This window comes from Streptomyces sp. NPDC048331 (assembly GCF_043201215.1).
In the GTDB taxonomy this organism is placed as follows: domain Bacteria; phylum Actinomycetota; class Actinomycetes; order Streptomycetales; family Streptomycetaceae; genus Streptomyces.
The window spans coordinates 35,738-56,317 of record NZ_JBICYT010000044.1 but is presented as its reverse complement, the minus strand read 5'-3'; the positions used below and the strand labels follow the sequence as shown (position 1 = coordinate 56,317).

Annotated in this window: 19 protein-coding genes and 1 riboswitch; of the genes, 14 read left to right on the top strand and 5 right to left on the bottom strand. The window is 70.2% G+C overall.

The annotated features are described in order from the left end of the window. The first annotated feature begins 208 nt into the window (after positions 1-208). From ACGFYY_RS36530 to ACGFYY_RS36485, 10 genes are all read left to right on the top strand, one after another. Positions 209-799, top strand: a complete 591-nt coding sequence (locus ACGFYY_RS36530) for a CDP-alcohol phosphatidyltransferase family protein (protein WP_365277187.1) — start codon at positions 209-211, stop codon at positions 797-799. Between the two features lie 100 nt (positions 800-899). After that, positions 900-3,395: a sugar phosphate nucleotidyltransferase gene (locus ACGFYY_RS36525; RefSeq protein WP_393716199.1), complete on the top strand. Its 2,496-nt coding sequence runs from the start codon at positions 900-902 to the stop codon at positions 3,393-3,395. A gap of 111 nt (positions 3,396-3,506) precedes the next feature. After that, positions 3,507-4,415 carry a DUF881 domain-containing protein gene (locus tag ACGFYY_RS36520; RefSeq protein ID WP_393716197.1) on the top strand — a complete coding sequence of 303 codons (909 nt, stop codon included), beginning with the start codon at positions 3,507-3,509 and terminating at the stop codon, positions 4,413-4,415. Beyond that, positions 4,412-4,744, top strand: coding sequence for a small basic family protein (locus ACGFYY_RS36515; protein ID WP_030010496.1), 333 nt, complete (start codon positions 4,412-4,414; stop codon positions 4,742-4,744). Before ACGFYY_RS36520 ends, ACGFYY_RS36515 begins: the two co-directional genes overlap by 4 nt. 5 nt (positions 4,745-4,749) lie before the next feature. Further along, entirely contained in the window at positions 4,750-5,709 is a 960-nt protein-coding gene (locus ACGFYY_RS36510; RefSeq protein ID WP_393716195.1) for a DUF881 domain-containing protein, read from the top strand. Between the two features lie 82 nt (positions 5,710-5,791). Continuing rightward, positions 5,792-6,739: an FHA domain-containing protein gene (locus tag ACGFYY_RS36505; protein WP_365277190.1), complete on the top strand. Its 948-nt coding sequence runs from the start codon at positions 5,792-5,794 to the stop codon at positions 6,737-6,739. A gap of 19 nt (positions 6,740-6,758) precedes the next feature. Then, a complete protein-coding gene (locus tag ACGFYY_RS36500) occupies positions 6,759-7,532 on the top strand; it encodes a MerR family transcriptional regulator (RefSeq protein WP_393716193.1) in 774 nt (257 codons plus the stop codon). A 51-nt stretch (positions 7,533-7,583) separates the two neighbouring features. After that, positions 7,584-8,057, top strand: coding sequence for a bifunctional nuclease family protein (locus ACGFYY_RS36495; RefSeq protein ID WP_030009777.1), 474 nt, complete (start codon positions 7,584-7,586; stop codon positions 8,055-8,057). 180 nt (positions 8,058-8,237) lie between these two features. Next, positions 8,238-8,876, top strand: a complete 639-nt coding sequence (locus tag ACGFYY_RS36490; protein ID WP_393716191.1) for a MerR family transcriptional regulator — start codon at positions 8,238-8,240, stop codon at positions 8,874-8,876. 43 nt (positions 8,877-8,919) lie between these two features. Next, complete coding sequence (locus ACGFYY_RS36485; RefSeq protein ID WP_393716189.1) at positions 8,920-10,386, top strand: DNA polymerase IV; 1,467 nt, start codon at positions 8,920-8,922, stop codon at positions 10,384-10,386. A gap of 29 nt (positions 10,387-10,415) precedes the next feature. Here the strand turns inward: ACGFYY_RS36485 and ACGFYY_RS36480 are convergent, their stop codons facing one another. Continuing rightward, positions 10,416-10,781: a PRC-barrel domain-containing protein gene (locus ACGFYY_RS36480; protein WP_328964167.1), complete on the bottom strand. Its 366-nt coding sequence runs from the start codon at positions 10,779-10,781 to the stop codon at positions 10,416-10,418. Positions 10,782-10,893: 112 nt separating this feature from the next. Then, a riboswitch (glycine riboswitch) is annotated at positions 10,894-10,992 on the top strand. 192 nt (positions 10,993-11,184) lie between these two features. On the opposite strand from ACGFYY_RS36480, the gene gcvP reads away from it, so the two are divergent. Continuing rightward, the gene (gcvP, locus tag ACGFYY_RS36475) at positions 11,185-14,070 is read left to right on the top strand and encodes an aminomethyl-transferring glycine dehydrogenase (protein ID WP_393716187.1); all 2,886 of its coding nucleotides are present in this window, start codon (positions 11,185-11,187) and stop codon (positions 14,068-14,070) included. A gap of 78 nt (positions 14,071-14,148) precedes the next feature. Here gcvP and ACGFYY_RS36470 read toward each other — a convergent pair whose 3' ends face one another. Beyond that, the gene (locus ACGFYY_RS36470) at positions 14,149-14,337 is read right to left on the bottom strand and encodes a DUF5999 family protein (protein WP_030009772.1); all 189 of its coding nucleotides are present in this window, start codon (positions 14,335-14,337) and stop codon (positions 14,149-14,151) included. 261 nt (positions 14,338-14,598) lie between these two features. Further along, positions 14,599-15,219 (bottom strand): hypothetical protein, encoded by a 621-nt coding sequence (locus ACGFYY_RS36465; RefSeq protein WP_030770351.1) that lies wholly within the window; start codon positions 15,217-15,219, stop codon positions 14,599-14,601. 487 nt (positions 15,220-15,706) lie between these two features. Here ACGFYY_RS36465 and ACGFYY_RS36460 point away from each other — a divergent pair, with 487 nt between their 5' ends. The 3 genes from ACGFYY_RS36460 (at position 15,707) to ACGFYY_RS36450 (ending at position 19,032) form a co-directional block, all read left to right on the top strand. Beyond that, positions 15,707-17,239, top strand: coding sequence for a glutamate-cysteine ligase family protein (locus ACGFYY_RS36460; protein ID WP_393716184.1), 1,533 nt, complete (start codon positions 15,707-15,709; stop codon positions 17,237-17,239). 162 nt (positions 17,240-17,401) lie between these two features. Further along, positions 17,402-18,202 (top strand): CPBP family intramembrane glutamic endopeptidase, encoded by an 801-nt coding sequence (locus tag ACGFYY_RS36455; RefSeq protein WP_078909321.1) that lies wholly within the window; start codon positions 17,402-17,404, stop codon positions 18,200-18,202. 89 nt (positions 18,203-18,291) lie between these two features. Beyond that, the gene (locus tag ACGFYY_RS36450; protein ID WP_365277158.1) at positions 18,292-19,032 is read left to right on the top strand and encodes a hypothetical protein; all 741 of its coding nucleotides are present in this window, start codon (positions 18,292-18,294) and stop codon (positions 19,030-19,032) included. 56 nt (positions 19,033-19,088) lie between these two features. On the opposite strand, the gene ACGFYY_RS36445 is transcribed toward ACGFYY_RS36450, so the two are convergent. Further along, entirely contained in the window at positions 19,089-19,919 is an 831-nt protein-coding gene (locus ACGFYY_RS36445; RefSeq protein ID WP_365277155.1) for a PhzF family phenazine biosynthesis isomerase, read from the bottom strand. Positions 19,920-20,096: 177 nt separating this feature from the next. After that, positions 20,097-20,441 carry a hypothetical protein gene (locus tag ACGFYY_RS36440; RefSeq protein WP_393716181.1) on the bottom strand — a complete coding sequence of 115 codons (345 nt, stop codon included), beginning with the start codon at positions 20,439-20,441 and terminating at the stop codon, positions 20,097-20,099. Positions 20,442-20,580: the final 139 nt, after the last annotated feature.

Here is a 20,580-nt window from a genome sequence, read left to right as displayed (position 1 = left end):
GGAAGCTAAGCCTTTCAGCGCCGATGGTACTGCAGGGGGGACCCTGTGGGAGAGTAGGACGCCGCCGAACAATCATTGTGGGAAAGCCCCGCACCAACCCTTAGGGTTCGGTGCGGGGCTTTCCTGCGTTCAGGACACGTGTGCGGTCTCCTGTAGGGTCAGGGGGCATCGAACGACCGATTTCTACAGTCACAGTGGAGGCCCCCGGGTGGAGGTCCAGGAGACTCGGGTTCAGACTGACCGAATTTTCACCATTCCCAACATCCTGAGCATGGCTCGCCTGGCCGGCGTGCCCCTGTTCTTGTGGTTGATCCTCGCGGAGTACGACGGGTGGGCTCTTGCCGTCCTCATGCTCAGCGGGATCAGCGACTACCTCGACGGGAAGCTCGCACGGCGCTGGAATCAGATCAGCAAGCTCGGGCGGCTGCTCGATCCTGCCGCGGACCGGCTCTACATCCTGTCGACACTCTTCGGTCTGACTTATCGCGAGATCCTGCCGCTGTGGCTCACCGGCGCGTTGCTCGCGCGTGAGCTGATGTTGCTGGTCATGGTGTGGATCCTGCGCCGACACGGATATCCGCCGCCGCAGGTCAACTTCCTCGGCAAGGCCGCCACCTTCAACCTGATGTACGCGTTTCCCTTGCTCCTGCTCAGTGACGGAAGCGGCTGGTTGGCCTGGTTGGCCGCAGTTTTCGGATGGGCGTTCGCCGTATGGGGTACAACCCTCTACTGGTGGGCAGGAATCCTTTACGTGGTTCAAGTCCGCCGTCTGGTGAAGGCTGACTCCACGACCGATTGAGCCCGCCCGGCGCCGGATGACGCGGAGGAGTTGCGAAGTCACCGACCGAGACGGGCGAAGGTCGGTACGACTGTCGTCTCCCAAGGAGGACTCTTCCGACATGAAGGCCGTCGTGATGGCCGGTGGCGAGGGCACGCGTCTTCGCCCCATGACTTCGAGCATGCCCAAGCCGCTCCTGCCGGTGGCCAACCGGCCGATCATGGAGCATGTGCTCAGGCTGCTCAAGCGGCATGGGCTCAGCGAGACCGTGGTCACCGTGCAGTTCCTGGCGTCACTCGTCAAGAACTATTTCGGGGATGGCGAAGAGCTCGGAATGGAGCTCACCTATGCCCACGAGGAGAAGCCACTCGGCACTGCCGGCAGCGTGAAGAATGCCGAGGAGGCCCTGAAGGACGATGCCTTCGTCGTCATTTCCGGCGACGCGCTCACCGACTTCGACCTCACCGATCTGATCCGCTTCCACAAGGAGAAGGGCGCCCTCGTCACGGTGTGCCTGACCCGGGTGCCCAACCCGCTGGAATTCGGCATCACGATCGTGGACGAGCAGGGCAAGGTCGAGCGGTTCCTGGAGAAGCCGACCTGGGGACAGGTGTTCTCGGACACCGTCAACACGGGCATCTACGTCATGGAGCCCGAGGTCTTCGACTACGTGGACCCGGACGTGTCCGTCGACTGGTCCGGTGATGTCTTCCCGCAGCTGATGAAGGAAGGCAAGCCCATCTTCGGCTATGTCGCCGAGGGCTACTGGGAGGACGTCGGCACGCACGAGAGCTACGTCAAGGCACAGGCCGACGTGCTCGAGGGCAAGGTCCAGATCGAGATGGACGGCTTCGAGATCTCCCCCGGGGTGTGGATCGCCGAAGGGGCGGAGGTCAGCCCCGACGCGGTGCTGCGCGGGCCGCTCTACATCGGGGACTACGCCAAGGTCGAAGCCGGCGCCGAGATCCGCGAGCACACCGTCGTCGGGTCGAACGTCGTCGTCAAGAGCGGCGCCTTCCTGCACCGGGCCGTCGTGCACGACAACGTGTACATCGGGCCCCACAGCAATCTCCGCGGCTGTGTCATCGGGAAGAACACCGACATCATGCGCGCCGCGCGCATCGAGGACGGGGCCGTCATCGGTGACGAGTGCCTGGTCGGTGAGGAATCGATCGTCCAGGGCAATGTGCGGGTCTACCCGTTCAAGACCATCGAGGCCGGTGCCTTCGTGAACACCTCGGTGATCTGGGAGTCCCGCGGCCAGGCGCACCTGTTCGGCGCGCGCGGGGTCTCCGGGATCCTGAACGTGGAGATCACTCCCGAGGTGGTGGTCCGGCTCGCCGGCGCGTACGCCACGACCCTGAAGAAGGGCGCGATCGTCACGACGGCCCGTGACCACTCGCGAGGCGCCAGGGCGCTCAAGCGGGCCGTGATCTCCGCGCTCCAGGCCAGCGCCATCAACGTACGGGACCTGGAGAACGTACCGCTGCCCGTGGCCCGGCAGCAGACCGCGCGCGGCAGCGCCGGCGGGATCGTGCTGCGGACCTCGCCGGGGGTGCCGGACTCCGTGGACATCATGTTCCTCGACGAGCGGGGAGCGGACCTCTCGCTCCAGGGACAGCGCAAGCTGGACCGGGTGTACGCGCGCCAGGAGTACCGGCGGGCGTTCCCCGGGGAGATCGGAGACCTGCAGTTCCCGGGCAGTGTCTTCGACGCCTACACCGGCTCGCTGCTGCGGAGGGTGGACACCACCGGCATCGCCGATGCCGGGCTCAAGGTGGTCGTGGACGCCTCGAACGGAAGCGCCGGCCTCGTGCTGCCCAGCTTGCTGGGTCGGCTCGGTGTGGACGCGCTGACGATCAACCCGGGGCTCGACGAGTCCCGGCCGACGGAGACCAGGGAGTCCCGGCGGGCCGGTCTGGTGCGGCTGGGGGAGATCGTGGCCTCGGCGCGGGCCGCCTTCGGCGTGCGGTTCGACCCGGTGGGCGAGCGGATCTCCCTGGTGGACGAGCGCGGGCGGATCATCGAGGACGACCGGGCGCTGTTGGTGCTGCTCGACCTGGTCGCCGCGGAGAAGCGCAGCGGCAAGGTCGCGCTGCCGGTGACCACGACCAGGGTCGCCGAGCAGGTGGCGGCCTACCACGGTACGCAGGTCGAGTGGACGACGACCTCGCCCGACGACCTGACCCGGGTGGGTCGGGCGGAGAACACCATCTTCGGTGGCGATGGCCAGGGCGGCTTCATCGTTCCGGAGTTCGGCAGTGTCTTCGACGGCTCGGCCGCGTTCGTGCAGCTGCTCGGGCTGGTGGCGCGTACGCAGCTCACCTTGAGCCAGATCGACGCCCGGATTCCGCGGGCTCATGTGCTCAGGCGGGACGTGGCGACGCCGTGGGCGGTGAAGGGGCTCGTCATGCGGCGGGTCGTGGAGGTGGCCGGCGACCGGCAGGTGGACACCACCGACGGGGTGCGGGTGGTCGAGGCCGACGGACGGTGGGCGCTGGTCCTGCCGGACCCGGCGGAAGCCGTCACCCACCTGTGGGCCGAGGGCCCCGACGACGGCACCGCGCAGGCCCTGCTCGACGAGTGGGCGGGCGTGGTGGAGGGCGCCGGCCACTGAGGGCCCGGCGTGTGACGACGTAGGGCGGACGTCCGGTGGGCGGGTGCGGGGAGTGCCCGGCCCGGCCCATCGGATGGACGCATTGGGTGAGTGCGCTGCCGACATGCGACGATGTGCGGCATGTCGCAGCCGCCCCACAACCGGACTCCGGCGTCTTCTGCCCCTGCGCGCCCGGACGCCTCCATGTCGCTGCTGACGCACGTGATGGACCACAGTCTCGACGAGGGCTACGCGGAAGCCGCGGCCCGGCGCGAGGCGGAGGGCACGGCGGGCCTGCCCCGCACCCTCAAGGCCAAACTGGGGCTCGCCGCCGGCCTCGTCGTCACCGCCATGGTCGTCACGCTCGGCGCGGCCGAGGCGCGGATAGCGGCGCCGGTGCTGGCCAAGGAGCGTCAGGAGCTGATCGACCGGGTGGAGCGGGCGGACGACCGCACGCACGGCCTGGAGCGTGACATCGACCGCCTCAGGACGGATGTCGCGGCCCGCCAACGTGCGGCGCTGAAGCAGCCCGGCGGGGGCCAGGGCGAGCTCGTGGCCCTGCTGGCGGGTGCCACGGAGGTCCGCGGGCCGGGGATCAAGCTGGTCGTGGACGATGCGAAGGGCGCCTCGTCGGGCGGCGGTGGCAAACCGCGCGAAAGCTCGGGCTTCTCGGACACCGGCAGGCTCCGTGACCGGGACATGCAGAAGATCGTCAACGGGCTGTGGCAGTCCGGGGCGGAGGCCATCTCCATCAACGGACAGCGGCTGACGGAACTGTCGGCGATCAGGGCCGCGGGTGACGCGATACTGGTCGACAACAGGCCGCTGGTGCCGCCGTACGAAGTGCTGGCGGTGGGGGACAAGAAGCGGCTCGGAACGGCCTTCCAGGACTCGGCGGACGGACAGTACCTGCACGTGTTGCAGGAGAGCTACGGGATCCGTTCCGCCCTGTCCCCGGCGGACGACCTGCGGCTGCCGGCCGCGTCGAGCCTGACCGTACGTACAGCAACACCGGCAGAGCAGCAGAAGGGTGCATCGTGATCGCGGTACTGGGCCTCTTGGCCGGAGTGGTGGCCGGACTTCTGGTCCGACCCGAAGTGCCGGCCGTGGTGGAGCCATATCTGCCGATCGCCGTCGTGGCGGCGCTGGACGCGGTGTTCGGCGGCCTCCGCGCGATGCTGGACGGCATCTTCGTGGACAAGGTCTTCGTGGTGTCGTTCCTGTCCAACGTGGTGGTGGCGGCGCTGATCGTCTTCCTCGGCGACAAGCTCGGGGTGGGTTCACAGCTGTCCACGGGTGTGGTCGTGGTCCTCGGCATCCGCATCTTCTCCAACGCCGCGGCGATCCGCCGGCACGTGTTCCGGGCGTGAGGCCGATGAGTACGAGTGACAACCCTGAGGAGCCGGCGGGCACGGGCCGGCCGGCGGAGCCGCACAAGGTCCCCGAGCGCGCCCCCGAGCCCTCGAAGGCCCCTGAGACCCCGAAGTCTCCTGAGCCTCAGCAGTCTCCTGAGCTGCCGCAGGCCCCGCAGCCGCCGCGGTCCTCGGTGCCCGCGGGGCCCCCGCAGGCGCCCAAGCCCTCGGAGCCTTCCGAGGGGGCGCCGGCGCAGCCCGAGGAGACCGGTCGGCAGCGGCTCGCGGCCGGACTGTGGCCCCCGCGGGTGAGCCGGGCCCAACTGATCGTCGCACTGCTCCTGTTCGTCCTGGGCCTCGGTCTCGCGATCCAGGTCCGGTCCAACAGCGACTCCAGCGCGCTGCGCGGGGCCCGTCAGGAGGACCTCGTACGGATCCTCGACGAGCTCGACGGGCGGACCAAGCGCTTGGAGGACGAGAAGCAGCGTCTGGAGGACCAGCGCAAGGAGCTGGAGAGCAGCTCGGACCAGGCCGAGGAGGCGCGCAAGCAGACCGTCGAGAAGGAACGCCAACTCGGCATCCTGGCCGGTACCGTGGCAGCCCAGGGGCCGGGCATCACGCTGAAGATCACGGATCCCACGGGGCAGGTGCAGTCCGACCAACTGCTGGACACGCTCCAGGAGCTGCGGGCGGCCGGGGCGGAGGCGATCCAGATCAACGGGGTGCGCATCGTGGCGAGCTCGTTCTTCTCGGACGAGGACGGCGGGGTCGCCATCGACGGTAAGAAGATCACACAACCCTATGAGTTCAAGGTGATCGGCAAGCCCCAGGATCTGGAGCCCGCGCTGAACATTCCCGGCGGTGTCGTCCAGACGCTGGAGAAGGAGCAGGCCACCGTCGCCGTCACACGGTCGGCGAAGATCGTTGTGGATGCCTTGCGGGCTGCGAAGCAGCCTGACTACGCTCGGTCGTCATCGGGATGATGCGGAGTGAGGAGTGGAGCGGCCCACGCGGGCGGATGCCTGCGGGGGGTCGGCGCACCGAAGTCGCGGTGCGTGGTGGAAACTGTCTGGTGGTTACGGACGTTGTGAGAATGTCCGGGTCGGCAGGTGTCTGCATTCGGAGTTCGTCCTGCCCCACGGGCGGGTCTATTTCGGTCAAGGGGAATCGCCCGTGAAGTTGTTTGAGAAGTTGTTCGGCAAGAAGAACCGCGAGGAAGGCGGCGCGGCACGGCACCGCGCCGGGCACGGGGACGTGGAAGGGCAGGGCGACCGGCCGCTCTTCCGCGACGAAGTCGCCGGCGCGGGAGATGTTCCGGGTGGCTCCGGCGCGTCGTCTGTTGACCCTGCTGGTACCGGACGCATAGGTTTCGGTGAACCATCAACCTCAAGTGCGGGTGGAGGGTTTGCCCCCGACCCGTATGCCACCAATGCATCCGCGGGGTACCCGCGGCGCGAGGAGCCGTCCATGTCGGCCGAGCAGATTTGCAGCAGGTGCGGACACCGCAGCGATGCGGCCAGTCGGTTCTGCTCGAACTGCGGTGCGCCGCTGCGGGCGGGTCTGACGCCGGAGCGTGCCTCGGAGACCACGTCCACGATCTCGATCTCGGGCCTCGAGGCCTACGAGGCCGAGGTGTCGGGACAACCGCACGTGTCGTCCTCCTCGCTGTCCCCCGAGGCGCAGGCCGCGGTGGAAGCGCTGCCCCCCGGTTCCGCGCTGCTCATCGTGCGGCGCGGTCCCAACTCCGGGAGTCGTTTCCTGCTGGACGGTGAGCTGACCACGGCCGGCCGCCACCCGCAGAGCGACATCTTCCTGGACGACGTCACCGTCTCCCGGCGCCATGTCGAATTCCGCCGGAGCCAGGAAGGCGGCTTCACCGTCGCCGATGTCGGCAGCCTCAACGGCACGTACGTGAACCGTGAACCGATCGACTCCGTCGCTCTGCAGAACGGCGACGAGGTGCAGATCGGCAAGTACCGGCTGGTCTTCTACGCGAGCCTGCGGGGCATCTGACCCTTTTAGGGAAGGTTCCATGCTGCGTACCCCGACCGGCGGTGCCCCGCGAAGTGGCACCGCCGGCACCGCCGGCCCGGCCGGGCGGCTGGTGAGCATCGGCACGGTGCTCACCACGCTGCGTGACGAGTTTCCCGAAGTCACCATCTCGAAGATCCGTTTCCTGGAGGCGGAGGGACTCGTCGAGCCTCGACGCACACCTTCGGGATACCGCAAGTTCAGCACCGACGACGTGGAGCGGCTCGCCCGCATCCTGCGCCTGCAGCGGGACCACTACCTGCCGCTGAAGGTCATCCGCGAGCAGCTCGACGCGCTCGCCCGCGGGGAACAGATCCGCATCCCGGCGCCCACCGCCCACGGGGATTCCGTCGATCCGTCCGGACCGGCGGCCGTCTACGGCGAAGTGGGGCGGGAGCGCCCCACCGTGGCACGTGTGGGCCGGGCCGAGCTGCTCGCGGCCGCCGGGGTGGACGAGGTGCAGCTGGTCGAGTGGGAGTCGTACGGGCTGCTCACCGAGGGCGCGGACGGCGGATTCGACGCCGAGGCCGTCACGGTGGCCCGGCTGGTGGCCGACCTCGGCCGCTTCGGGCTGGAACCGCGGCACCTGCGCGCGATGAAGGCCGCGGCCGACCGTGAGGCGGGGCTGGTGGAGCAGGTCGTGGCACCGCTGCGCAGGCATCGCAATCCGCAGACCAGAGCTCACGCGGAGGCCACTTTGAAGGAGCTCGCGGGGCTTTCCGTACGGCTCCACGAGGCCCTCGTACAGACCGCTCTCGGGGTTCGGCTGCCCTGAGGTGGGGGGCCCGACTACCCAAACCTGCCGAGCAGGTCCTAGGGTTGCTGTGTGAACGAGCTCGACGTTGTGGGTGTCCGGGTGGAAATGCCCTCCAACCAACCGATCGTGCTCCTGCGTGAAGTGGGAGGCGACCGGTACCTCCCCATCTGGATCGGTCCAGGGGAGGCGACTGCCATTGCCTTCGCGCAGCAGGGGATGGCCCCTGCCCGACCGCTGACGCACGACCTGTTCAAGGACGTGCTGGAGGCGATCGGCGAGGAGCTCACCGAGGTCCGCATCACGGATCTGCGGGAGGGCGTCTTCTACGCGGAGCTCGTCTTCGCCAGTGGGGTCGAGGTGAGTGCGCGTCCTTCCGACGCCATAGCCCTCGCCCTGCGGACGGGGACGCCGATCTACGGCAGTGACGGGGTGCTGGACGACGCCGGAATCGCCATTCCGGACGAGCAGGAGGACGAGGTGGAGAAGTTCCGCGAGTTCCTCGACCAGATCTCGCCGGAGGACTTCGGTACCGGCCCGCAGTGACACGTCGGCCGCGTCGTCCTCGGGGATCTTCAGCCCATTCGATTAGCCTTTCCCCGCAAAGGGATACGGGAAACCACTCTCAGGGTGATTATCACTCGGCGTGCCGAGTGTGGCGATCGTTGACGCACCCCTGGTGACTGCCTACCTTCAAGGTGGGCAGGTCAAGGACGGAGGGTCGGCGTGAGGATCACGGGCGACGGTACGACCGGGGGCATCCCCGTACGGAGTGAGGCTGGGCCGTACCCGCTGCGCGGCGGTGCGGTCGGTTCGGCGCGCCGTCAGCCGGAGTCGACGCCGGTCGGACCGGTGGGCGGTGACCCGGAGCCCGAGCAGATCGGCTACCGCGGGCCGACGGCGTGCGCCGCGGCCGGCATCACGTACCGGCAGCTCGACTACTGGGCCCGGACCGGGCTGGTGGAGCCCAGCGTGCGGGCCGTCTACGGGACGGGGACGCAGCGGCTCTACAGCTTCCGCGACGTCGTGGTCCTCAAGATCGTCAAGCGCTTCCTGGACACCGGGGTGGCGCTGCAGAACATCCGCACCGCCGTCCAGCACCTCCAGGACCGCGGGTTCTCGGACCTGGAACGGATGACGCTGATGAGCGACGGCGCCACCGTGTACGAGTGCACCTCGCCGGACCAGGTCGTGAGCCTGCTCCAGGGCGGGCAGGGCGTTTTCGGCATCGCCGTGGGCGTGGTGTGGTCCGACGTCGAGAGCGCGCTGTCGCAGTTGCACGGGGAGCGGGTGGACACCGGCGAGACCCTGGTCCGGCACAACCCGACGGACGAGCTGGCCGCCCGCCGCAACCGAGCCGTCTGACCCGAGCCGAGGCGTTGTCAGTGGTGTAGGGCAGCATCGGGCTGTGAGAGCCGCGCCGACCATCCTGCATCTGGACATGGATGCCTTCTACGCCTCCGTGGAACAGGCGTCGAAGCCGAGCCTGCGCGGCAAGGCCGTCATCGTCGGCGGCCTCGGGCCGCGTGGCGTCGTCGCCACCGCCTCGTACGAGGCCCGGCGCTTCGGGGTGCACTCCGCGATGCCGATGGGGCAGGCGCGGCGGCTCTGCCCGAACGGCGCGTACCTGATCCCCCGCTTCAGTCTCTACCGGCAGGTCAGCGACGTGGTGATGGCCCTGCTGCGCGAGCTGTCGCCCCTGGTGGAGCCCCTGAGCCTGGACGAGGCCTTCGTGGACCTGGAGGCGGGCGGGGTGGCCTTCGACGCGCGCAGCGCGCGGGAGACGGGCGAGCGGCTGCGGGCGGACATCCGCGCCGCCACGGGACTCAGCGGGTCGGTGGGGCTCGCCGGGTCGAAGATGCTGGCCAAGGTGGCCTCCGAGGAGGCCAAACCGGCCGGGCTGCTGCTGATCGAACCGGGGACGGAGCGCGAGCTGCTCGCGCCGATGTCGGTACGGACCCTGCCCGGGGTGGGGCCGGCCACGGGCGAGCACCTGCGCCGGGCCGGGATCACCACGGTGGGGGAGCTGGCGGAGGCCGGCGAGGACGAGCTGGTCCGGATGGTCGGCCGCTCGGCCGGTGCCGGGCTGTACCGGATGGCGCTCGGACTGGACGACCGGCCGGTGGTCGCGGAGCGGGACGCGAAATCGGTGTCGGTCGAGGACACCTTCGACGTGGACCTGCACGACCGGGTCAGGATCCGCGGCGAGGTGCAGCGGCTCGCGGACCGGTGCGTGCGGCGGCTGCGGGATTCGGGGCACTCCGGGCGCACGATCGTGCTCAAGGTGCGCCGGTACGACTTCTCCACGCTGACCCGGTCCGAGACCCTGCGGGGGCCCACGGACGACCCGGCGGTGGTGCGGGAGGCGGCGGCGCGGCTGCTGGAGGGGGTGGACACCACGGGCGGGGTGAGGCTGCTGGGGGTCGGGGTGAGCGGGCTGGCGGACTACACGCAGGAGGACCTGTTCGCGCAGTCGCTCGCCGCTGAGCCGGACGGGGTGGACCGGTCCGCCGCATCGGACGGGTCCGACGGGTCAGGCGGGACCGATGGGACCGATGGGGCCGGAGGGGGAGCTGTGGCGGCCGGTGCGGCCGAGGTGGGGGCCGAGGGAGCCCACGGGGCCATGGAGCCGCCCGCGGAGCCGGAGCCGGCCCCTGAGCGACGCTGGATGGCCGGGAGCGACGTACGGCATGCCGTGTACGGGCCCGGATGGGTGCAGGGCAGTGGCGTCGGGCGGGTGACCGTACGGTTCGAGCAGCCCGGATCGGAGCCCGGCCGGGTGCGGACCTTCCGGGTGGACGACCCCGAGCTGGAGCCGTCCGATCCGCTGCCGCTGGTGGGGGAGCGCCCCGAAGGGAGCACCGGCTCCGCCTAGGGCTCGGGGCGTGTCCTTCGGATCAGGACCTAGCTCTCGTCACCCGCCAGGCGGCCGAAGTCGCGGTTGAAGTCCGTCGGTAGGGTCGTGTCCAGTCCGTAGTGGTGGTAAAGCTGCAGTTCCTGTTCGGGGGAGAGGTGGCGCCCGACACCGAAGTCCGGGGCGTCCCTGATCAGGGCGCGTTCGAAGGGCACCCGCAGGGTGTCGCCCACCAGCTCGCTCGGCTCCAGGGGGACGAACGCGTCGCGGCTGAAGAGCCCCGTCCGGACCGCCGCCCACTCCGGGACGCCCGTGGCATCGTCGAGGTAGACCTCGTCGATCGTGCCGATCTTGGTGCCATTGCGGTCGAACGCCTTGCGGCCGATCAGGCTGCGCGGATCGATGTCGGTCTGCACGGTCCCTCCAAAAGGTCGCAACTGCTCCGTAATGACTACAGAAGTGCATATCCGCAGCGGAGGCCACTCGGGGAGGGTCCAGATCCTCGCTGGTACGCTGGTGAACGGCTGTCGACCCTGTGCGGGAGAGTCCTCCGAGTGAGCAAGACGGAGGCGCCGAAGGAGCAAATCCTCCCCGGAATCTCTCAGGCATACGTACCGCACGGACGAGGCCACTCTGGAAAGCAGGGCGGGTACCGGGCGCAGTGCCGGTCCCCCTCCTCACCGACGGTGAAAGCCGGATCCTCGGGAGACCCCCGTGACTCCGGTGAAACTCTCAGGTGCAGATGACAGAGGGGGAGGCCGTCCGGGTGCCCGCGCCGTGGTGCCCCTCGCAGGTCATACGACCAGGAGGCCTCCGTACATGACCGCCAACCGCATTCCGCTCTCCCAGCTGGAGCGAGGCATCCCCTTCGAACAGCGCCACATCGGCCCGGATGCCGAGGCGCAGGCGAAGATGCTCGCCCAGGTGGGCTACGGCTCCCTGGACGAATTGACCGCTGCCGCGGTCCCGGATGTGATCAAGACCGCCGAGGCGCTCGACCTGCCCGAGGCGCGCACCGAGGCCGAGGTGCTGGCCGAGCTCCGTTCGCTCGCCGACCGCAACCAGGTCCTCTCGCCCATGATCGGTCTCGGTTACTACGGGACCTTCACGCCGCCGGTGATCCTCCGCAACGTCATGGAGAACCCGGCCTGGTACACGGCGTACACGCCCTACCAGCCGGAGATCTCCCAGGGCCGCCTCGAGGCGCTCCTGAACTTCCAGACGGTCGTCGCCGAGCTGACCGGGCTGCCGACCTCGGGCGCCTCGCTGCTCGACGAGGGCACCGCGGCCGCCGAGGCCATGACCCTGGCCCGCCGTGTGGGCAAGTCCAAGGGCAACGTCTTCCTGGTGGACGCCGACGCGCTGCCGCAGACCATCGCCGTCATCCAGACCCGCGCCGAGCCGATCGGCATCGAGGTCGTCGTCGCCGACCTGTCCGCCGGCATCCCCGCCGAGGTCGCCGAGCGCGGTGTCTACGGTGTCCTGGTCCAGTACCCGGGTGCCTCCGGTGCCGTCCGGGACATCAAGCCGGTCATCGACCAAGCCCACGAGCTCGGCGCGATCGTCGCCGTCGCGGCCGACCTGCTCGCCCTGACCCTGCTGACCTCGCCGGGTTCGCTCGGCGCGGACATCGCCGTCGGCACCACCCAGCGCTTCGGTGTCCCGATGGGCTTCGGCGGACCGCACGCCGGTTACATGGCCGTCCAGGACAAGCACGCCCGCTCGCTGCCCGGCCGCCTCGTCGGCGTCTCCGTGGACAAGGACGGCAACAAGGCCTACCGCCTCGCGCTCCAGACCCGCGAGCAGCACATCCGCCGTGAGAAGGCCACCAGCAACATCTGTACCGCGCAGGTGCTGCTCGCCGTCATGGCCGGCATGTACGCCGTCTACCACGGCCCGGACGGCCTGCGGACGATCGCGAGCCGCACCCACCGCTACGCCACGCTGCTCGCCGCCGGCCTGACCGCCGGCGGGGTCGAGATCGTGCACGGCTCCTACTTCGACACGATCACCGCGCGCGTCCCGGGCCGTGCCGCCGAGGTCGTCGCCGCCGCCCGCGAGGGCGGGGTCAACCTGTTCCAGGTCGACGCCGACCTGGTCTCCGTGGCCTGCGACGAGACCACCCTGCGCGCCGACATCGAGGCCGTCTGGGCCGCTTTCGGCGTCACCGCCGACATCGAGGCGCTGGACACGGCCACGGCCGACACGCTGCCCGAGGGCCTGCTGCGCTCGGACGTGTACCTGACCCACCCGGTCTTCCACCAGCACCGCTCCGAGACCGCGATGCTGCGCTACCTGCGCAAGCTCTCGGACAAGGACTACGCGCTGGACCGCGGCATGATCCCGCTGGGCTCCTGCACCATGAAGCTCAACGCGACCACCGAGATGGAGCCGGTGACCTGGCCCGAGTTCGGCCAGCTGCACCCCTTCGCGCCGGTGGAGCAGGCCGAGGGCTACCTCACGCTCATCAACGAGCTGGAGGAACGTCTCTGTGAGGTGACCGGCTACGACAAGGTCTCCATCCAGCCGAACGCCGGTTCCCAGGGTGAGCTCGCCGGTCTGCTGGCCGTCCGTGCCTACCACCGCGCGAACGGTGACGAGCAGCGCACCGTCTGCCTGATCCCGTCCTCCGCGCACGGCACCAACGCGGCCAGCGCCGTGATGGCCGGCATGAAGGTCGTCGTCGTCAAGACCGCCGACGACGGCGAGGTGGACACGGCCGACCTGCGCGCCAAGATCGAGCAGCACCGCGACGAACTCGCCGTGCTGATGATCACCTACCCCTCGACGCACGGTGTGTTCGAGGAGCACGTCGCCGACATCTGCGCCCAGGTGCACGAGGCCGGCGGCCAGGTCTACGTCGACGGTGCCAACCTGAACGCCCTGGTGGGCCTCGCCAAGCCGGGTCACTTCGGCGGCGACGTCTCGCACCTCAACCTGCACAAGACCTTCTGCATCCCGCACGGCGGCGGCGGCCCGGGCGTCGGCCCGGTCGGTGTCCGGGCGCACCTGGCCCCGTACCTGCCGAACCACCCGTTGCAGCCCACCGCGGGCCCGGAGACGGGCGTCGGCCCGATCTCGGCCGCTCCGTGGGGTTCGGCGGGCATCCTGCCGATCTCCTGGTCGTACGTCCGGCTGATGGGCGGCGAGGGCCTCAAGCGCGCCACCCAGGTGGCGGTGCTCGGTGCCAACTACATCGCCAAGCGCCTGGAGCCGCACTACCCGGTGCTCTACACCGGCCCGGCCAACCTGGTCGCGCACGAGTGCATCATCGACCTGCGGCCGCTGTCGAAGGCCACGGGCGTGAGCGTGGACGACATCGCCAAGCGTCTGATCGACTACGGCTTCCACGCGCCGACCATGTCCTTCCCGGTCGCGGGCACGCTGATGATCGAGCCGACGGAGTCCGAGGACCTCGCCGAGATCGACCGTTTCTGCGACGCGATGATCGCCATCCGTGGTGAGATCGAGCGGGTCGCGGGCGGCGAGTGGCCGGTGGACGACAACCCGCTGGCCAACTCCCCGCACACCGCTGCGGCGCTGGGCGGCGAGTGGAACCACCCGTACACCCGCGACGAGGCCGTCTTCCCGGGCGGGGTCACGGCCGCCGAGAAGTACTGGCCGCCGGTGCGCCGCATCGACGGTGCGTTCGGCGACCGGAACCTGGTGTGCTCCTGCCCGCCGCTGGACGAGTACGACGCCTGACATGAGTGAGGGGCCGGTCCGGGATTTCCCCGGACCGGCCCCTTCGTCGTTCTACGGTCGTTCGGACAGCTCGATCGCCTAGGCCGCCGCGAGCGGGCGGTGCGGGGCGATGATCTGGCCGTCCGGCAGCAGTTCACCGGTGTCCTCGAAGAGCAGGACGCCATTGCACAGCAGGCTCCAGCCCTGCTCCGGGTGGTTGGCCACCGGGCGCGCGGCCTCCCGGTCGGCGGATTCGGCTGACGGGCAGGCTGGCTGGTGCTGGCACATGGATGCGTTCTTTCGCTGCGGTGTGGTCTGTGTGCTACGGCTCGATACGTGAGTCATGGCCGTCCCCCTGGGTCATCCCCGCACCCGCGGGGAGCGTGTCATCAGTCTTCCCCCATGACAGCCGCTTCGCAGGTATTTCCCGGCAGCTGTCCTCACAGATTGATGACGCATCACTCGTGCGGGCGGTTCAGGCCAACTCCCCTGTCATTTCGGATGGTTCGCACGTGGCCCGGGTGGACTAGGCCGAATGGGTGATTAGGGTCAGGCGGCGGGCGCGGCCAGGGAGGAAGGCGCCGCCGCCGGTGCCGGGGTCAGCCGACGGGTCAGTACGGGCAGCAGCTCGGAGACCGGATGCGGGCGGTACGCGGCGATGCCGGGCGGGGCCGGGGCGAGGGGCACCAGCAGGTCCTCGCCGGCCGGCAGCCCGGCGGCGGCGTCCGCGCCCACCGCCCCGTGCAGCCACAGGGTCAGCATGTAGAGCTCCGGCACCGACAGCAGCCGTGGCTGGTAGCCGGTCGTGAGGGACTCCGCCTGGCGCAGGGCGCGTTCGGTGGCCGCGACGTAGGGACCCTCGAAGAAATGGGAGAAGACCCAGCCGTCGGGAGTCAGCCGGGTATCGGCCGCCGCGACGTAGCGGTCCCCGCTGCGGATCAGGAACCGCCAGCCCGTGAGTCGGGTGCGCGGAGGCCTGCCGCCGGCCGCGAGGTTGGACATGCCCAACCGGTCGAGGACGTGGACCGGAAGGGGGAGTTCGGCGGTCAGCGGCCCCTGGATCGCGCGCAGGGCCGGGGTGTGCGCCTCGTGGACGGCGGTGGGGGAACCGAGTGCCGCGAGGACGCTGCGCAGGGCGGGCGCGGGAGCCGGAGGGACATGCAGCGGCATGGTGGGTCGCCTCTCACTTGGGAGACCGGTGGAACGGGGGCAGGTGCGGACTCGCATTCTGGGGCCAGAGGGGGGCCGAGGGGCAATGGCCGCGCGCCAACTCTCTGCCTCGTTTGCGGAGTTTATACGACATGTGTTCACGCAGTGTTTCGGCTAGCTGTCCCGCCTATTGCCGGCAAGGCACTTACCGGACCCGCTGACATGGCATTCATGCCGCATGCACGCGAACATGTCGCGCTGACCTCGGAGGTTACCGGACGGGGGCTCGGCTGGAAAGCGTCGGTTATCCGAACAAGGCAAAGTCGGAGCGGAATTTGCATAACGCGACTTGCCAGGTGAATGTGCCGAAGCGCCCTTCGGCCAAACCGGCGCGCGCTCCTCGCCACGCACGCCCCCCGCGCGTTAGTGATCACGCTGCCGGGGCATCATCGACCGTAACGCGCGCCTGGGTGTCACGGGCCAGGCCCACTCGAGGAGGGACGCTTCGATGGGGGAGAAGGTCGTGGCAGGCGGATTCGACCTGTCCGATCGGCAGCGGTATCGAAGGAAGCTCCACGAGTGTCTGGAGGGACTGGAGCGGCTCCTGGCGGAGAAGAGGTTCGATCGCCCCAAGAACATGATGGGACTGGAGATCGAGCTGAATCTCGCGGGGGCCGACGGGATGCCGAGAATGGTGAATGCCCAGGTGCTGGAGCGGATTGCGAGCACCGATTTCCAGACCGAACTGGGAATGTTCAATCTGGAGGTGAACGTCCTTCCGCACCGGCTCGGCGGCCGGGTATTCGACCAGCTCGCCGAGGAACTCGGCGCCGGGCTCGGTTATGCCCACCGGCAGGCCGCGGAGATCGACGCCGGAGTGGTGATGATCGGCATTCTGCCGACGATCTCCCGCGCGGACCTGGTCGCCGCGAACCTCTCGGCGGTGGATCGCTACTCGCTGCTCAACGAGCAGATCCTGATGATGCGCGGGGAGGACTTCACGCTCGACATCGACGGCGTCGAACGGCTGATCTGGACCTCCGGGTCGATCGTGCCGGAGGCCGCCTGCACCTCCGTGCAACTGCATCTGCAGGTGACCCCGGCACGGTTCTCCGCGGTGTGGAACGCGGCGCAGGCGGTGGCCGCGGTACAGATAGCCGTCGGCGCCAACTCACCCTTCCTGTTCGGCCGTGAGCTGTGGCGGGAGTCGCGGCCGCCCCTGTTCACGCAGGCCACCGACACCAGGCCGCCCGAGCTCCAGGCGCAGGGCGTGCGGCCGCGCACCTGGTTCGGGGAGCGCTGGGTGGACTCGGCGTACGAGCTGTTCGCCGAGAACGTCCGCTACTTCCCCGCGCTGCTGCCGATATGCGACGAGGAGGAACCGCTGCGGGTGCTGGCCGAGGGCGGGGTACCGGCGTTGCAGGAGCTGGTCCTGCACAACGGCACCGTCTATCGGTGGAACCGGCCCGTGTACGGGGTCGCCGACGGCGTGCCGCACCTGCGGGTGGAGAACCGGGTGCTGCCGGCCGGGCCCACCGTCGCCGATGTCGTCGCCAACGCCGCCTTCTACTACGGGCTCGTACGCATCCTCGCGGACGAGGCGCGACCGGTGTGGACCCGACTGCCCTTCGCCGAGGCGGAGGCGAACTTCGACGCCGCCTGCCGGTACGGGATCGACGCGCGGCTGCGGTGGCCGCGCCGGGGCCGGGCCGGGGGACTGGCGAGCGTGCCCGCCGTACGGCTGGTCCTGGACGAGCTGCTGCCCATGGCGGCGGCGGGGCTGGACGCCTGGGGCATCGAGCCCGCGGATCGGGACCACTACCTCGGCATCATCGAGGAGCGCTGTCGGCGCCGGGTGAACGGGGCGACCTGGCAGGTGGGCACCTATCACCGGGCGCTCGCCGCCGGACTGGAGCGGGACGAGGCGCTGGCCGCGACGACCCGGAGGTACACCGAGCTGATGCACAAGGGCGACCCGGTGCACACCTGGCCGGTGGGACTCACGGAGGAGGTGAGCGCCTCGCTGCCCGTCGCCCGCTGACCGGCCACGCGCCCGGCACCGTCCGCCGCACCCGGTGATCCGCGTGATCCGCCTGATCCGCGCGATCCCGGTGATCCCGGTGATGCCCCCGCGGTGATCCTCCCGCTCCGCCGAGGAGGCACTATGGGGTGATCGCAACGGGATGGCAGGACGGAGTCGGGCGTGCGGACGGAGCCGGAGCCGGTGTTCGTGGAACTGGACGAGGACGGGCGGCGGAGCCTGCTGCGCACCGAGACGCTGCTCGTCCTCGCGCTGTCGCTGGGCGCGAGCGGGGTCTCGGCCCTGATCAGCTTCATCGGCTCGCTCACCAAGCCCGGCGGTCTCAAGGACCAGGCGGCCACGCTCAACGGCTCCTACGCCCCGGGCCGGCCCTGGCTGGACCTGGCCTGGCAGCTGTTCGGCATCGCGAGCGCGCTGGTGCCCGTACTGCTGGTGGCGCACCTGCTGACCCGCGAGGGCGCCCCCGGGCTGCGGGTGCTGGGCTTCGACCGCACCCGGCCCTGGTGGGACCTGGGCCGGGGCGCCCTCGTCGCCGCCGGGATCGGCAGTGCCGGGCTGGCCTTCTACCTGGGCGCCCGGGCCGGCGGTTTCAACCTCACGGTGGTGCCGGAGGCGCTGCCCGACGTGTGGTGGAAGTTCCCCGTACTGATTCTCTCCGCGCTGCAGAACGCCGTGGTGGAGGAGATCATCGTGCTGGCCTACCTCCTGCGCCGGCTCGGCCAACTGGGCTGGTCGCCGATGGCCGCGCTGCTGGCCAGCTCGGTGCTCCGCGGCTCGTACCACCTCTACCAGGGCATCGGCGGCTTCATCGGCAACATGGTGATGGGTGCCGTCTTCGTCCTCGCCTACCGGCGCTGGGGCCGGGTGGGACCGCTCGTCGTGGCGCACGCGCTCCTCGACCTCGTGGCCTTCGGCGGGTACGCCCTGCTCGCGGGCAAGGTGGGCTGGCTCCCGACCCCGTGACCCGGGGCGGGCCCACCCGATCGGCCCTTCCGGGCGGGGGCGGGCCCCGCGGCGGTGCGACGCTGGAGGGGAGCAAGGAGGCGCGCCCGGTGGCTGTACTGGACACCTTGGTACCGTTCGCACCCTTCTTGGTGCCCGTGGTCACCGGCCTGGTGGGCGGCATCAGCCTCCTCATCCGGGACCGCCGCGAGGCCCGTAGTTCCGACCACCACTACCGCAGGCGCCTGGAGAAGGCCCAGCTGGAGATCCAGTTCCTCTCGGGCTGGATCCAGGCCAAACAGCTCGCGCCGACCGACTCCTCACCGGAGCCGGAGCCGGGGCGCTGGCTGGACGAGTGCTACGCGTCGGTGCGCCGGGCCAAGGAGGACACGGGCGGCCGCCACCGGACGGGGCCGGTGACACTGCGGCGCCTGCTGTTGCTGGGGGACCTGAGCGGTCCGGCGAGGACCGCGCGGGTCGTGTACTGGATCTCCCTCGTCCTGTTCAACGTGGCGCTCGCGTGGTGGGTGAACGCGCTGATCGCCGGTGTACCCGGTTTCATGCACGAGGAAGGCGCCTCCGAGTCCGAGGAGATCGCCACCTATCTGGGCGTGGCGGGCGTCCTCTTCGTCGTGTCCGCCGCCCTGTGGGGATGGACGGTGCACCTGGGCGCGGCCGAGCCGGCGCAGGTCTACCGCAAGCGGATCGACTCGGCCGCCTGGGTGGAGCAGGAGGAGAAGTGGCGCGGCGCCGCCCGCGCGAAGGCCGACGCCAAGGCACGACGGACGGAGCGGCGTGCGGAGCGGAGGGCGGGGCGGTCGAAGGGTGACGGAGGCGGGCCCGCGGGCTGAGCCGACCCGGGCCTTCCCGCGGGTCCCGCTTCCGTGCTCCGTGGTCACCCCGCCGGTCAGGCGGCGGGCGGCGGCGCGAGCAGCTCGCCGTCGACCACGGTGACGGCCCGGCCGGTCAGCAGCGTACGGTCGCCCGCCAGGGTCACCCGCACGAGACCCCGCCGCGCTCCGCCCTGCAGGCCGGTCAGCTCGGTGCGGCCCAGCCGCTCCGCCCAGAACGGGGCGAGCGCGGTGTGGGCGCTTCCGGTGACCGGGTCCTCGTCGATCCCGAAGGCGGGGAAGAAGCCGCGGGAGACGAAGTCGTACCCGAGGGAGGGGTCCTCGGCGGGCGCGGTGACGATCACCCCGCGCCGGGCGAAGGCACGCAGGGCCGCGTGGTCGGGCTCCAGCTCGCGGACGGTCTTCTCGTCGGCGAGCTCGACGACGAGGTCGCCGATGTGGTCGGCGGTGTCGTGCACCGAGAGGATCGGCGGGCCGCCGAGCGCGTGGTCCACGGCGGCCGGTGCCGGCACCGGGGTGAGCGAGGACGTCGGGAAGTCCATGGTGATCGTGCCGTCCTCGGCCGTCTCGGCGGTGAGGATGCCGCAGCGCGCGGAGAACCGGATCAGCCCCGTGGCGAGCCCGCCCGCGGCCAGTACGTGGGCGGTCGCGAGGGTGGCGTGGCCGCACATGTCGACCTCGGCGGCCGGGGTGAACCAGCGCAGCGCCCAGTCGGCGTCCCCGCCGGGCGGCAGGGGGTGGGCGAACGCGGTCTCGGAGAGGTTCATCTCGCAGGCGACCTGCTGGAGCCAGGCGTCCGAGGGGAACGCCGTGTCGAGGAGCAGGACTGCGGCGGGGTTCCCGTGGAAGGGGCGGTCGGTGAAGGCGTCGACGATTCGGATGCGCATGCCCCGACGGTAGGGCGATTTCTTGATCGTCGACAAAGGCCAATCGGGGGTGACTGGCCCGGTCGGGTCGGTGCGCGGGCGGTCAGGCCGGACGATGTCGCCTGACCAGGGCCTTGTCGGTCCGACGCGACGCCTGACGCCCGGTTCGCGCGTTCCGGAGCCGGCGAGGTCGGCGTGTCACGGGTTCGTCGTGTCGAAGGGCTCGTCGTGCCAACGCCATCCGGCGGTGCCGTCGTCGTGGACGCGCAGCATGAACTCGGCGACCGGGTCACCGTCGGGAAACGTCATCGAGAGCGCACCACGGATCCGGGTGTAGCAGGTGTCGGCCCGCTCCCAGTCCTCGTCGTCGACAGCCCGCTCCTGCTCGGCGAAGAGGGGGCGGAACTCTTCGAAGCCGGTCAGGGTCTCGATCTCGGCGTGGGTCCAGGGCATGTCGGAGCCGGTCACGGTCAGCCGGGCGATCACGCGGTCGCCGTGGTGGAGCAGCCACGCACTGCCGCCGGTCACATGGGGGTCGGTCATGTCCCCATGATGGCGGCCACCTCTGACGGAAGGGGAGCCGCAGGGGGTCGCGGACCGTGCGGCACGACGTGTACGCCGATGTGTTCCGATATATCGTTGACACATCGCGAGCCGTCGCCGATAGTGGAGACATCGGACA